Source organism: Enterobacter sp. UCD-UG_FMILLET (genome assembly GCF_000762975.1).
Taxonomy (GTDB): domain Bacteria; phylum Pseudomonadota; class Gammaproteobacteria; order Enterobacterales; family Enterobacteriaceae; genus Enterobacter; species Enterobacter dykesii.
Genome location: NZ_JRJC01000042.1, coordinates 32,812 through 46,560, shown reverse-complemented (window position 1 = coordinate 46,560; position 13,749 = coordinate 32,812). Strand labels below are relative to the sequence as shown.

Annotated in this window: 14 protein-coding genes; 7 read left to right on the top strand and 7 right to left on the bottom strand. The window is 56.8% G+C overall.

Going from position 1 to position 13,749, the window contains the following annotated elements; translation table 11 throughout:
* Positions 1-54 precede the first annotated feature (54 nt).
* Positions 55-1,275, top strand: coding sequence for a bifunctional acetylornithine/succinyldiaminopimelate transaminase (argD, locus tag LA04_RS19970; protein WP_200882537.1), 1,221 nt, complete (start codon positions 55-57; stop codon positions 1,273-1,275).
* Here the strand turns inward: argD and LA04_RS19965 are convergent.
* Positions 1,272-3,359, bottom strand: coding sequence for a YccS/YhfK family putative transporter (locus tag LA04_RS19965; RefSeq protein WP_047652867.1), 2,088 nt, complete (start codon positions 3,357-3,359; stop codon positions 1,272-1,274). The two genes, argD and LA04_RS19965, sit on opposite strands and share 4 nt — an antisense overlap.
* 57 nt (positions 3,360-3,416) lie before the next feature.
* On the bottom strand, positions 3,417-4,049 hold the full coding sequence (gene crp / locus LA04_RS19960; protein ID WP_000242758.1) for a cAMP-activated global transcriptional regulator CRP: 633 nt from the start codon (positions 4,047-4,049) through the stop codon (positions 3,417-3,419).
* Between the two features lie 311 nt (positions 4,050-4,360).
* On the opposite strand from crp, the gene LA04_RS19955 reads away from it, so the two are divergent.
* Entirely contained in the window at positions 4,361-4,765 is a 405-nt protein-coding gene (locus tag LA04_RS19955) for an OsmC family protein (protein ID WP_008503018.1), read from the top strand.
* Between the two features lie 66 nt (positions 4,766-4,831).
* On the opposite strand, the gene LA04_RS19950 is transcribed toward LA04_RS19955, so the two are convergent.
* The 4 genes from LA04_RS19950 to LA04_RS19935 form a co-directional block, all read right to left on the bottom strand.
* Positions 4,832-5,701 (bottom strand): phosphoribulokinase, encoded by an 870-nt coding sequence (locus tag LA04_RS19950; RefSeq protein WP_023309465.1) that lies wholly within the window; start codon positions 5,699-5,701, stop codon positions 4,832-4,834.
* A gap of 30 nt (positions 5,702-5,731) precedes the next feature.
* Positions 5,732-5,950, bottom strand: a complete 219-nt coding sequence (locus LA04_RS19945) for a YheU family protein (RefSeq protein ID WP_047652866.1) — start codon at positions 5,948-5,950, stop codon at positions 5,732-5,734.
* The gene (locus LA04_RS19940; protein WP_047652865.1) at positions 5,947-6,969 is read right to left on the bottom strand and encodes a hydrolase; all 1,023 of its coding nucleotides are present in this window, start codon (positions 6,967-6,969) and stop codon (positions 5,947-5,949) included. Before LA04_RS19940 ends, LA04_RS19945 begins: the two co-directional genes overlap by 4 nt.
* Before the next feature lie 112 nt (positions 6,970-7,081).
* Positions 7,082-8,986 carry an ABC transporter ATP-binding protein gene (locus tag LA04_RS19935; RefSeq protein ID WP_033146795.1) on the bottom strand — a complete coding sequence of 635 codons (1,905 nt, stop codon included), beginning with the start codon at positions 8,984-8,986 and terminating at the stop codon, positions 7,082-7,084.
* Between the two features lie 138 nt (positions 8,987-9,124).
* On the opposite strand from LA04_RS19935, the gene kefG reads away from it, so the two are divergent.
* The 4 genes from kefG to slyD all read left to right on the top strand — a co-directional run bounded on the left by kefG (position 9,125) and on the right by slyD (position 12,380).
* Complete coding sequence (gene kefG, locus LA04_RS19930) at positions 9,125-9,676, top strand: glutathione-regulated potassium-efflux system ancillary protein KefG (RefSeq protein WP_014885493.1); 552 nt, start codon at positions 9,125-9,127, stop codon at positions 9,674-9,676.
* Positions 9,676-11,481 carry a glutathione-regulated potassium-efflux system protein KefB gene (kefB, locus tag LA04_RS19925; RefSeq protein ID WP_047652864.1) on the top strand — a complete coding sequence of 602 codons (1,806 nt, stop codon included), beginning with the start codon at positions 9,676-9,678 and terminating at the stop codon, positions 11,479-11,481. The genes kefG and kefB overlap by 1 nt, the downstream gene beginning before the upstream one ends.
* 13 nt (positions 11,482-11,494) lie before the next feature.
* Positions 11,495-11,695 (top strand): YheV family putative zinc ribbon protein, encoded by a 201-nt coding sequence (locus tag LA04_RS19920; RefSeq protein ID WP_033146793.1) that lies wholly within the window; start codon positions 11,495-11,497, stop codon positions 11,693-11,695.
* 94 nt (positions 11,696-11,789) lie between these two features.
* On the top strand, positions 11,790-12,380 hold the full coding sequence (gene slyD, locus LA04_RS19915; protein WP_014833521.1) for a peptidylprolyl isomerase: 591 nt from the start codon (positions 11,790-11,792) through the stop codon (positions 12,378-12,380).
* A gap of 54 nt (positions 12,381-12,434) precedes the next feature.
* Here the strand turns inward: slyD and LA04_RS19910 are convergent, their stop codons facing one another.
* Positions 12,435-12,653: a protein SlyX gene (locus LA04_RS19910; RefSeq protein WP_023309461.1), complete on the bottom strand. Its 219-nt coding sequence runs from the start codon at positions 12,651-12,653 to the stop codon at positions 12,435-12,437.
* Positions 12,654-12,891: 238 nt separating this feature from the next.
* Between LA04_RS19910 and fkpA the strand changes: the two genes are divergently transcribed.
* Positions 12,892-13,710 (top strand): FKBP-type peptidyl-prolyl cis-trans isomerase, encoded by an 819-nt coding sequence (fkpA, locus tag LA04_RS19905; protein WP_023309460.1) that lies wholly within the window; start codon positions 12,892-12,894, stop codon positions 13,708-13,710.
* The last annotated feature ends 39 nt before the right edge of the window (positions 13,711-13,749 follow it).

Genomic DNA, 13,749 nt, shown 5'->3' with positions numbered 1-13,749 from the left:
ATTTTGTGATTATATTTTCACAATCACTGTGACATAAAAATGGATGGTCATGACATGGCAACTGAACAACCAGCAATTACCCGCGCGACATTTGATGAAGTGATCCTGCCGATTTATGCACCGGCTGAGTTTATCCCGGTGAAGGGGAAAGGCAGCCGCGTCTGGGATCAGCAGGGTAAAGAGTATGTGGATTTCGCGGGCGGTATTGCGGTCACGGCGCTGGGTCATTGCCATCCCGCGCTGGTTGAGGCGCTGAAAACCCAGGGCGAAACCCTGTGGCATACCAGCAACGTGTTCACCAACGAACCGGCGCTGCGCCTGGGCCGCAAGATCATTGATGCGACCTTTGCCGAGCGCGTGCTGTTTATGAACTCCGGCACCGAAGCCAACGAAACCGCCTTTAAGCTGGCGCGCTACTACGCCACAACGCGCCACAGCCCGTACAAGACCAAAATTATCGCCTTCCACAATGCCTTCCACGGACGCTCCTTCTTTACCGTCTCCGTTGGCGGCCAGCCGAAGTATTCCGACGGGTTTGGCCCGAAACCGGCCGACATCGTCCACGTGCCGTTTAACGATCTGCACGCGGTGAAAGCGGTCATGGACGATCACACCTGCGCCGTTGTTGTGGAGCCGATTCAGGGGGAAGGCGGCGTGACCGCGGCAACCCCGGAATTCCTGAAAGGGCTGCGCGCGCTGTGCGACGAACATCAGGCGCTGCTGGTCTTTGATGAAGTGCAGTGCGGGATGGGGCGTACCGGCGATCTGTTCGCGTATATGCACTACGGCGTAACGCCGGATATTCTGACCAGCGCCAAAGCGCTTGGCGGTGGTTTCCCGGTGAGCGCGGTCCTGACGACGCAGGAGATCGCCTCCGCGTTCCACGTCGGTTCTCACGGCTCAACCTACGGCGGTAACCCGCTGGCGAGCGCCGTGGCGGGTGCCGCATTCGACATCATCAACACGCCAGAGGTGTTGAACAGCGTTAGCGCGAAGCGCGAGCTGTTCGTAAAACACCTGCAGAAGATTGATGAGCAGTACGACGTGTTCAGCGAGATCCGTGGGATGGGGCTGCTGATTGGCGCCGAGCTGAAGCCGCAGTACAAAGGCCGCGCGCGTGATTTCCTGCACGCCGCCGCGCACGAAGGTGTGATGGTGCTCAACGCCGGACCGGACGTGATGCGCTTTGCGCCGTCGCTGGTGGTAGAAGACAAAGACATCGAAGACGGGTTAACCCGCTTTGCCGCCGCGGTCGCGAAGATCGTTAAAGGCTAATACTCGGTTCGCTTTAACCTGCGGGTTAGCCAAATCCCGTGATGCGGACGCTGACGCCATGCCACCGACGAAATGGTGTGCATGGTGTTCAGATGCCCCAGAATGCGCTGCAAATGCTGCTCCAGGGTGCTCATTGGCCCGTGGGTCAACGTCTCCGGCGCTTCCAGAATGTTTGAGTCACCCGACTCGCCCGGCGCGTCATACTCCAGACGCTGCTGACACCTCTGCAACGCAATTTCACACGACTGCAAATAGCGCTGCGCCAGATCCGGCGTCAGCATCGTGTGCTCGCGCGCCAGCGTGGTCATGGCGTTAATATGCTCGACGATAAACTGGCTGTGCGTCACCCAGAGCTTCATGTCTGCCAGATAGTGCGAGTTAAAGCCTGGCTCCTGCATCGCCTGGTTGAGCGAGTTAAACAGGGCGTTGTGCGCCTGGTTGACCTTCATCCGCTGATAGGCCAGCGGGGAGGGCTGCGGGTCGTCGCTCAGGATCAGGCGAATAGCCTGCTGGTCGGCTTCCAGCGCGTCGTGGGCGTTTTGCCTCAGCAGCCCGCTCTGCCACTGCGGCCACAGCCAGACCATTCCGCCAAAGGCAATCAGGCACCCGATCAGGGTATCAATCAGCCTGGCGACAATAAACTGTTCGCCGTTCAGCGTAAGCAACTGCAGGGTGTATACCGCCGTCACCGTAAAGCCCACCATCGCCCAGCCGTAGTTTTTGCGGATAATCAGGTAGCTCACCAGCGTAATCGCCAGCATCCCTGCAAGGGTATAGCCTTCCGGCACGTGGAAGTGTAGCGTCACGCCCGCGATGATCAGCCCGGCCATCGTTCCGCCGGCCCGATGCAGAATACGCACCCGCGTGGCGCCGTAGCCGTTCTGGGTGACAAACAGCACGGTCATTAAGATCCAGTACGGTTTCGGCAGGTGCAGCGCCATGCCCATCAGGCTGGCGGTACTGAGCATCACGCTGATCCTTGCGGCGTTGCGCAGGGCGGACGATTTAAGAGAAAGATAGCTTTTGAGCGCGGGCAATAGAGGAAGCCGTTTCTGCTTATCCGCCATCAGGTCGCGGGAATAAAGCGGGCGCTGCGTGCGCAACACGCGGGCGATGCGGCTGAAGTGCCAGGCGGCAAACTGGCCGACCGGGTTATCGGGATGCTGGCGGGCGATTTTCTCCAGCGCGCCCAGCTGCTTGTCCATGTTAAAGCGCGTCGGGTAGCGGTGGTAGAGAATATCGTCGGCCAGCACGCGCAGACGTGCGGACACAGTTTGTGCGTTCCAGCGGATCACCGCTTCGGCGTGGCTGCGCTCGACCAGCTTTTGCACCTCCTGCGGGTGGTGAAGGCTTACGGAGATGTGCTCCTGTAGATCCAGCCCGACCTGGAAGGTGCGCAGCAGCCGTTTGTACTCGTGGTTCTTGTTGGCGGCGAGCATATGCAGCTGCTGATAGCACTGGCTTATGAGATCCACTACCTTCTGCTGGCGCGTCAGCAGCGGCGGTAAGGATTTTTCCGGATCGGTATGCTGGGTGAGCAGGGTGTATTTGGCTTCGCAGTAATCCGCAAGCTGCACATAGAGCAGGCTCAGGGATTCACGCAGCGGCTGCTCCCGCCACAGCCAGAACCAAAACCAGTTAAACAGCCCGTACCATAATGTCCCCAGGGCGTAGATCAGCAGCGGCTCCCACACCGGCATGTTCCCGGCGAGGCTCAGCGTGAAAATGGCCGCAATCAGCGAAGCGGGAAGCAGGCGGGCATGCAGCGAACTGATTTCCGCCGTGACGCCAAGGGTCATCGCCAGCACGGTCAGGATCAGCGGCAGCGGGATATCCCGGGCAAGCAGAAGCTGCACGGCGAGGCTACACCCGGCAAACAGGCAGCCGCCGATAATCAGGCGTTTGAAAAAGCGCTTATGCGGCGTGTCAAGACCGGCAATATTGCAGCAGGCGGGCACGAGGGAGAACAGCAGACCTTGCTGAAGATGTCCGAGGATCAGGCCTATGGCCACAGGAAGACACAACACCAGCGTTTGTCGCAGTGCGTAGTTAACTTCCGGGTGATAGATCAGCCTGCGCCACATGGGGAGTAGAGACAAAAACGGCGTGACACCTTGCGATGGCACGCCGTTTAAGCGGAATTAACGCGTTCCGTAGACCACGATGGTTTTACCGTGGGCGGAGATCAGGTTTTGATCTTCCAGCATTTTCAGGATACGGCCCACTGTTTCACGGGAGCAACCGACGATCTGACCAATTTCCTGACGGGTAATTTTTATTTGCATGCCGTCCGGGTGGGTCATGGCGTCTGGCTGTTTCGCCAGGTTCAGCAGGGTTTGCGCGATACGGCCGGTAACGTCCAGGAAGGCGAGGTTACCCACTTTCTCTGACGTCACCTGCAGACGGCGCGCCATCTGGGAAGAAAGACGCATCAGGATGTCAGGGTTAACCTGAATCAGCTGACGGAACTTCTTGTAAGAAATTTCAGCCACTTCACATGCTGTCTTTGCACGAACCCAGGCGCTACGTTCCTGGCCCTCTTCAAACAGGCCCAGTTCACCGATGAAATCGCCCTGGTTCAGATAAGAAAGGATCATCTCTTTCCCTTCTTCATCTTTGATCAGCACTGCCACCGAGCCTTTAACGATGTAATACAACGTTTCCGCTTTTTCACCCTGGTGAATCAGCGTGCTCTTCGATGGGTACTTATGAATGTGGCAATGAGACAAGAACCATTCGAGAGTCGGGTCTGTTTGCGGTTTGCCAAGCACCATGCGCTGTTATCCTCTGTTATAAGCTGTCACCAGAGTCATCAGATGCATCCGGACTCTGGGGTTGCAATCGAATTCTTACCCATACCCTGGGAAGTCGGCTACCGTAACGTTTCGCAGCCAGTAAAGTTTGATGTCCTCTGCATACATGTGTAACGTCAATGTATTACTGTAGCATCCTGAGTGTTTTAGCATAGCTTTCGCCGCGTGTCTCCTGGTGTCTCGCTTCAGCATGATGCAGGTCGCCTTCCATTGCGAGAAATGTAACGCACGCGTAATCTGTCACCAAAAATGCAACGTTGGAGTTAATGAATATGCAAGCGCGCGTGAAATGGGTTGAAGGTTTAACGTTCCTGGGCGAGTCCGCGTCAGGACACCAGATTTTGATGGACGGTAACTCCGGCGATAAAGCGCCAAGCCCAATGGAAATGGTGCTGATGGCGGCAGGCGGATGCAGCGCGATTGACGTAGTGTCGATTCTGCAGAAAGGTCGTCATGACGTGACGGATTGTGAGGTTAAACTCACGTCAGAACGTCGTGAAGAGGCGCCACGCCTGTTCACCCATATTAACCTGCACTTTGTGGTCACCGGTAAAGAGCTGAAAGACGCGGCGGTCTCGCGTGCGGTGGACCTGTCTGCGGAGAAGTACTGTTCTGTGGCGTTGATGCTGGAGAAAGCGGTAAAAATCACGCACTCGTATGAAGTGATCGAGGCGTGATTGATGGGGCATCGTGCGTGTTGATGCCCTCACCCTAACCCTCTCCCACAGGGAGAGGGAACATGCTCACGCGATCTGTTTCCCTTCCATCAGTCGCTCCACCAGCGGCGTCATGATGAGCTCCATCGCCAGCCCCATTTTTCCGCCCGGCACGACTAACGTATTCATGTGCGAAATAAACGAGCCCTGCAGCATTGCCAGCAGCCACGGGTAATCAATGCCTTCGAGATTGCGGAAATGGATCACCACAAAGCTTTCATCCAGCGACGGGATGCTTTTAGCGGCAAACGGGTTTGAGGTGTCCACCGTCGGCACGCGCTGGAAGTTGATATGGGTGCGGGAAAACTGCGGCGTCAGGAAGTTAATGTAATCCTCCATGGAGCGCACCACCGAGTCCATCACCGCCTCTCGCGAATGGCCGCGCTCGCTCATGTCGCGCGTCAGCTTCTGGATCCACTCCAGGTTAACGATAGGGACCACGCCGACCAGCAGATCCACATGGCGCGCCACGTCGTGTTGAGGGGTGACCACGCCACCGTGCAATCCCTCGTAAAACAGGACGTCGGTGGGTTCCGGCAGCGGCTGCCACGGGGTAAAGGTTCCCGGCACCTGATTCCAGGGGACGGCTTCATCATAGGTGTGCAGATACTTGCGGGACTGCCCTTTGCCGCTCTTACCGTACTCTATAAAGGTTTGTTCCAGCAGGCCGAAGTCATTGGCTTCCGGGCCGAAGTAGCTGATGTGTTTACCCGAATCGCGCGCCTTACGAATGGCCATGTCCATCTCCGGACGCGTGTAGCGGTGAAAGCTGTCGCCTTCGACCTCTGCCGCACGGAGATTCAGCTGGGCGAAAATCTTGCGAAATGCGAGGCTGGTGGTGGTGGTTCCCGCACCACTCGACCCCGTAACGGCAATAACCGGATGTCTGGCAGACATAGCAACTCCCTGACTGAAAAGGGTGGAAGATCAGCCGTGAAACGCGTTGCGGGGCATGATATTGACCGTCTCATGCAGTTCTGACCACACCAGCACCACGTCGCCGCTTTTCAGCTGGCGCTTAACATCGTTGACCTTTTGCTCAAGCGAGCGTTCCTGTTCACCATAATCGGTGCCTTCGCGTAATACAAAGCTTTCAATCAGATTATCGAGCGTAATGGGCGCCAGATCCTGCCAGGGAATAATCATTTTGCACCGTCCATATAAGGGGTTAGCCAGTCAGGAATACGCGCCTCAAGCCACATTTTCGGGCGGCGCAGCGTGCCGCCGATAAACCCGACGTGGCCGCCATGCTCGGTCAACTGATAGTGAACGTTGTCGGGCAGGAATTCCTGAGCGGGGATCGAATGATGATCCATAAACGGGTCATCTTTGGCATGAATAATCAGCGTTGGCTGCGTGATCTTGCTGAGCAGCGGCATGGCGCTGCACTGACGATAATAGTCAATCGCATCGGTGAAGCCGTGGATTTTCGCGGTGATCAGGTCGTCGAACTCGCGGATACGGCGCACCTTTTTCAGCTGGCGCAGGCTTACCGGCAGGGTATCCGGGTAGGCCTTCAGCTTACGCGCCGCGTTGGCCTTCAGAAGGTTGAGCAGGTAGCGCTGATAGACGCGGGAAAAGCCTTTATCCATGTGGTAGCTGCACTGCTCCAGCATAAACGGGGCGGAGACAATGACGGCGGCATCCAGCGGGACGCTTTCACCCTCTTTGGCCAGCAGACAGGCCAGCATGTTGCCGCCCAGCGAGTAGCCCACGGCGGCCGTTGGCACGGTGCCATAATTTTCCCGCAGCCAGTGTAAAAACCACGTCCCGTCTTCGGTTTCACCCGAGTGATAAATGCGTTTCTGGCGATTCGGTTCACCGCTGCAGCCGCGAAAATGCATCACCACGCCGAGCCAGCCGCGCGCTTTTGCCGCCTCAATTAGCCCATGTGCATACGGGCTGTTAAGGCTGCCTTCCAGACCGTGGAAAACCACCAGACGCGGCTTATGACGAGCCTGTTCCGGCGCTTCGCTCCAGGCGAGATCCAGAAAATCACCGTCTGGCAGGTCAAGCCGTTGCCAGTGCGGGGTGAACTGAACCTTGCGGCGGATCAGTCGCGGCAGCATGGTCTGCAAATGGGGATTGGCCACGCCGCGCATAGGCACGAACTCAGTGCTGTCTTCGGCCACAATGTCGAAGTCTGATGGAATGATTTGGGTCATAAGCGCGATGCTGATTCTTGTCGGAAATTTACGATACTTTCCGAATTGTACCCCGTTTAAGCTGGATTTCCGAACCCGGTACGGATTCTGTTCTTCAAACGGGGTAAACAGGTCAGTCAGCCTGCAGCATCGCTTCCAGCTGTTCCTGCGCGTCCAGCCACGCCATCTCGCACTCTTCGAGGCTGGATTTGGTCTTCGCCTGGGTTTGCAGGCAGTCCGTCAGCTCAGCCTTGCGGCTCTGGTCATACAGGCCGCTGTCGCCGAGCTTCTCTTCAACGATAGCCAGCGTGGCGTTGAGTTTTTCCATCTCTTTTTCGAGACGGGTAATCTCTTTACGCAGCGGCTGCGTCTGGGTGCGCAGCTCCGCTTCACGGCGCTTCTGGTCTTTACGCGCCTGCGCGCTGTTGGCGTTATCTTTCGCGGACTCTTCCGGCTGGTTTTCCTGCTTCTGCACGTCCGTCAGCCACTGCTGGTAGTCCTCCAGATCGCCGTCGAACGGTTCGACTTTGCCGCCGTGCACTAAATAGAGATCGTCCGTGGTGGAGCGGATCAGGTGACGATCGTGCGAAACCACAACCAGCGCACCTTCGAACTCGATCAGCGCTTCAGTCAGTGCCTGACGCATGTCGAGATCCAGGTGGTTGGTCGGTTCATCGAGCAGCAGCAGGTTCGGGCGCTGCCAGACGATCAGCGCCAGCACCAGACGGGCCTTTTCGCCGCCGGAGAAGCGCTCGGTGTTTTCCGTCACCTTATCGCCCTGGAAGCCGAAGCCGCCGAGATAGTCGCGCAGCTTCTGCTCCATCTCCTGCGGCGCAAGACGCGCGAGGTGTTGAATCGGCGATTCATCCGCGCGTAAAAATTCCAGCTGATGCTGGGCGAAGTAGCCCAGCTTGATGCCCTTCGCCAGGCCGATTTCGCCGCTGACCGGGTTAAGCTCGCCCGCCAGCAGTTTGATCAGCGTCGATTTACCGGCGCCGTTACGCCCCAGCAGGCCAATGCGCGAACCCGGCACCAGGTTGAGCTTGATGGAGTCGAGAATAATGCGGTCGGCATAGCCCGCGCTGACCTTCTCCATCTTCAGCAGCGGGTTCGGCAGGCTTTCCGGCTCGCGGAAGCTGAAGTGGAACGGGTTATCCACGTGCGCCGGGGCAATCATCTCCATGCGTTCCAGCATCTTGATGCGGCTCTGGGCCTGCTTGGCTTTTGAGGCTTTGGCCTTAAAGCGATCCACAAAGCTCTGCAGGTGCGCCACGCGCTGCTGCTGGCTTTCGTACATGGACTGCTGCTGGGCGAGCCGCGTCGCGCGCTGGCGCTCGAAGGAGCTGTAGTTGCCGGTGTACTCGAACATCGTTTGCTGTTCGATATGGATAATTTTATCCACCACAGGATCAAGGAAGTCGCGGTCGTGGGAGATCAGAATCAGAGTGCCCTGATAGCTCTTGAGCCACTTCTCCAGCCAAATAACCGCATCGAGATCGAGGTGGTTGGTCGGTTCGTCGAGCAACAGCAGGTCAGAGCGGCAGATCAGCGCCTGCGCCAGGTTAAGACGCATACGCCAGCCGCCGGAGAAGTCGCTGACCGGGCGTTCCAGCTGCTCGTTGCTGAAGCCCAGGCCGTGCAGCAGGCTGGAGGCGCGGGAGCGAATGGTCCAGGCGTCGATGGCGTCCAGCTTGCCGTGAACGGTGGCGATGGCGTGACCGTCGTTGCGCTCGTTAGCAGAATGAAGTTCCGCTTCCAGCTTGCGGTATTCACGGTCGCCGTCGATAACATAGTCGAGTGCCGGTTCGCTCAGCGCAGGCGTCTCCTGGTTTACCCAGGCGAGTTGCCAGTTTCCCGGGAAGGTAAAGTTACCGCCATCCGCGCTAATCTCGTTTTTCAGCAGGGCCAGCAGGGTGGATTTACCGCAGCCGTTTTTGCCGACCAGACCCACTTTTTGGCCTGGGTTGATGGTAGCAGTGGCGTTATCCAGCAGGACGCGCACGCCGCGACGAATTTGTAACGAGGAGAAAACAATCATAGAAGCGCCGTATGTTCCGACTATGTTAATTTGTCATTATGATAATGTAAGGTGTGGGCCATTTTCCGCACCGGGCCGCCATGGTAGCCCAAAACAACGACGATACACAAAAACAGAAACAAGACCGGGAGGGGAATGATGTCTCAGACAGCAAAAGTGCTGCTGCTGTATGCCCATCCGGAATCTCAGGACTCGGTGGCAAACCGGGTACTGCTTAAGCCGGCCACACAGCTCAGTAACGTGACGGTGCACGATCTCTACGCGCACTATCCTGATTTCTTTATTGATATCCCTTACGAGCAGGAGCTGCTGCGTCAGCATGACGTGATTGTGTTCCAGCATCCGCTTTATACCTATAGCTGTCCGGCGCTGCTGAAAGAGTGGCTGGACCGCGTGCTGAGCCGGGGCTTTTCCAGCGGGGTGGGGGGCAACCAGCTGGCGGGAAAGTACTGGCGTAGCGTCATCACGACCGGTGAGCCAGAAAGCGCTTACCGTCACGACGGGCTGAACCGTTATCCGATGAGCGATATCCTCAGGCCATTCGAACTGACGGCGGCCATGTGCCGTATGCACTGGATGAGCCCGATTATTGTCTACTGGGCGCGGCGTCAGGATCCGAAAGAACTGGCAAGCCACGCCAGAGCCTACGGTGAATGGCTCGCGTCACCGATTCCGGCAGGAGGTCGTTAATGGAAGGATCGAATTTGCTCCTCGCCGGGGTGCTGTTTTTATTTGCGGCCGTCGTCGCGGTACCGCTTGCTGCACGCATTGGTATCGGTGCGGTATTGGGTTATCTGCTGGCGGGGATCGCGATTGGTCCCTGGGGGCTGGGATTCATCAGCGATGTGGATGAGATTCTCCATTTCTCCGAGCTGGGCGTGGTGTTCCTGATGTTCATCATCGGCCTTGAGCTGAATCCTTCGAAATTATGGCAGCTTAGACGCTCTATCTTTGGCGTGGGCGCCGCGCAGGTGTTGTTCAGCGCCGCGATTCTGGGTGGCCTGTTAATGCTGACGAATTTCTCCTGGCAAGCGGCGGTGATAGGCGGAATCGGCCTTGCAATGTCGTCGACGGCAATGGCGCTGCAGCTGATGCGCGATAAAGGGATGAACCGTAACGAAGCCGGTCAGCTGGGTTTCTCGGTGCTGCTGTTCCAGGATTTGGCGGTGATCCCGGCGCTGGCGCTGGTGCCGCTGCTGGCGGGCTCCGGGGACGATCACTTCGACTGGGCGAAAATTGCCATGAAGGTGCTGGCCTTCGCGGGCATGCTGATCGGCGGTCGTTTCCTGCTGCGTCCCGTGTTCCGCTTTATAGCCGCGTCGGGCGTTCGCGAGGTGTTTACCGCCGCGACGCTGCTGCTGGTGCTGGGATCGGCGTTGTTTATGGACGCGCTGGGGCTGTCGATGGCGCTCGGGACCTTTATCGCCGGGGTGCTGCTGGCGGAGAGCGAGTATCGGCACGAGCTGGAAATTGCCATCGATCCCTTCAAAGGGCTGCTGTTAGGCCTGTTCTTTATTTCGGTGGGGATGGCGCTTAACCTAGGTGTGCTCTATACCCATCTGCTATGGGTAGTAGTGAGCGTCGCCATCCTGGTGGCGGTGAAGATGCTGGTGCTGTACGTCATGGCGCGTATCTACGGGCTGCGCAGTTCGGAACGCATGCAGTTTGCCAGCGTGTTAAGTCAGGGGGGCGAGTTCGCGTTTGTGCTGTTCTCTACCGCCTCCTCTCAGAAGCTGTTTAAAGACGATCAGATGGCGCTTTTGCTGGTGACGGTCACGCTGTCTATGATGACCACGCCGCTGCTGATGAAGCTGGTGGATAAACTGCTGTCGCGCCGCCTGAACCCGGCAGACGATGAAGACGAAGCGCCGTGGGTGGAAGACGACAAGCCGCAGGTGATTGTGGTGGGCTTTGGCCGCTTCGGACAGGTTATCGGGCGTTTGCTGATGGCGAACAAAATGCGCATTACGGTACTGGAGCGTGATATCAGCGCGGTCAACCTGATGCGCAAATATGGCTATAAGGTTTACTACGGCGATGCGACCCAGCTCGAGCTGCTGCGCTCGGCGGGGGCCGAAGCGGCAGAGTCCATTGTGATTACCTGTAACGATCCGGAAGACACGATGAAGCTGGTGGATCTGTGCCAGCAGCATTTCCCGCATCTGCATATTCTGGCGCGTGCGCGGGGACGTGTTGAAGCTCACGAATTGTTGCAGGCGGGTGTGAAACACTTCTCCCGTGAGACGTTCTCCAGTGCGCTGGAGCTGGGCCGTAAGGCGCTGATCTCGCTCGGCATGCATCCGCATCAGGCGCAGCGCGCCCAGATGCACTTCCGCCGGCTGGATATGCGGATGTTGCGCGAGCTGATGCCGGTACATACCGATACGGCGCAGATCTCCCGCGTGCGGGAAGCGCGTCGCGAGCTGGAGGAGATCTTCCAGCGAGAGATGCAGCAGGAACGGCGCCAGCTTGATGGCTGGGATGAATTTGAATAAAGGGTAAAGAAAGATGGCTGTACGTAAACGCTTTATCGCGGGTGCAAAATGCCCGACCTGCCAGGCGCAAGATACCCTGGCGATGTGGCGGGAAAATAATGTTGATGTTGTTGAGTGTGTTAAGTGCGGTCACCAGATGCGTGAGGCCGATAAAGAGGCCCGCGATCACGTTCGCAAAGAAGAGCAAGTTATCGGGATTTTTCATCCGGACTAGCGATATGCCCTGAGTTTTTTTAAGCTAAAGGGTACACGGGTGCAGATTTCCGCTACAATCTGCGCCAGCAATTTTCCCACGCTCAGGAGATATCATGAAAGTAGCAAAAGACCTGGTGGTCAGCCTGGCCTATCAGGTACGTACAGAAGACGGTGTGTTGGTTGATGAGTCTCCGGTGAGTGCGCCGCTTGACTACCTGCATGGTCACGGTTCCCTGATTTCCGGCCTGGAAAACGCGCTGGAAGGTCATGAAGTTGGCGACAAATTTGACGTTGCTGTAGGCGCGAACGACGCTTACGGTCAGTATGACGACAACCTGGTTCAGCGCGTTCCTAAAGACGTGTTCATGGGCGTTGACGAACTGCAGGTTGGCATGCGCTTCCTGGCTGAAACTGACCAGGGCCCGGTACCTGTTGAAATCACCGAAGTGGAAGATGACCACGTCGTGGTTGACGGTAACCACATGCTGGCTGGCCAGAACCTGAAGTTCAACGTAGAAGTCGTTGCGATCCGTGAAGCAACCGAAGAAGAGCTGGCTCATGGCCACGTTCACGGTGCGCACGGTCACGACCATGACCACGATCACGGCCACGACGGCTGCTGCGGTGGTCACGGCCACGATCACGACCATGGTCACGACCACGGTAAAGGTGGTTGCGGTAACGGCGGCTGCGGTTGCCACTAATTCCGTCATGCGGAAAATAAAAAAGCGGGATAATAATCCCGCTTTTTTTACGCCTCAATAATGAGGAGGTGGCGTCTCTTCTGACTGAGAGGCAATGTTTGACGGCTGCGTGGCCTTCAGCTTTTCCGTCAGCAGGCGCATATGATCCCGTAGCTTTGCCATTTCGAGCTCATGTGCGGTCACGGTCTGGTTTAGCTCTTCGATGGTGATGTCCTGAAAAGCCAGGCGGCTTTCCAGCTCAGCCATTCTCGCTTCTATTGCTGTATCCTTCATCATTCACCTCGTTTATTTCAGATTCGCCATAATGGCCCTGCGGCGGCGCAGTTTAACTGAGTTTATCCTTAAGTACAGTCTGCATCCCTTTGGCAGGAAACTTATTTAAACAAAAATAGTCTGAAAAGTGGCGAGAATTGGAAGTGTCTGTCTGTAGATTTCTTCCGCAACGTTTTATAGTACGTAACTCATTTACGTTTAACGCTGGGGTGAGAGTCCCCAGGCCCTGGAGATATGGATGAAATCACTGTTTAAAGTAACGCTGCTGGCGACGACGATGGCTGTTGCGCTGAACGCGCCGCTGTCATTCGCTGCTGATACTGCTGCGAAGCCTGCTGCCACTGCAGACAGCAAAGCGGCGTTCAAAAATGACGACCAGAAATCCGCCTATGCACTGGGCGCATCTCTGGGCCGTTACATGGAAAACTCTCTGAAAGAACAAGAGAAACTGGGCATCAAACTGGATAAAGCTCAGCTGATAGCGGGCGTTCAGGACGCATTTGCAGATAAGAGCAAGCTGTCTGACCAGGAAATTGAACAGACTCTGCAGGCGTTCGAAGCGCGCGTGAAGGGTGCCGCGCAGACCAAGATGGACGCGGACGCTAAAGACAACGAAGCGAAAGGCAAAGCCTACCGCGATACGTTTGCTAAAGAGAAGGGTGTGAAAACCTCTTCTACTGGCCTGGTGTACAAAGTTGAGAAAGAAGGCACCGGCGATGCGCCTAAAGACAGCGATACCGTTGTTGTGAACTACAAAGGTACGCTGATCGACGGTAAAGAGTTCGATAACTCTTACACCCGCGGTGAGCCGCTCTCTTTCCGTCTGGATGGTGTGATCCCTGGCTGGACTGAAGGCCTGAAAAACATCAAGAAAGGCGGCAAGATCAAGATGGTTATCCCACCGGATCTGGCCTATGGCAAAACCGGCGTTCCGGGTATCCCTGCTAACTCTACGCTGGTCTTTGACGTAGAGCTGCTGGATATCAAACCGGCACCGAAAGCGGATGCGAAAGCAGACGCACCGGCTGACGATAAAGCCGCTGCTGCTAAGAAGTAATGTTGAAAAAAAAACCGCCGCCTTTCAGGCGGCGGTTTT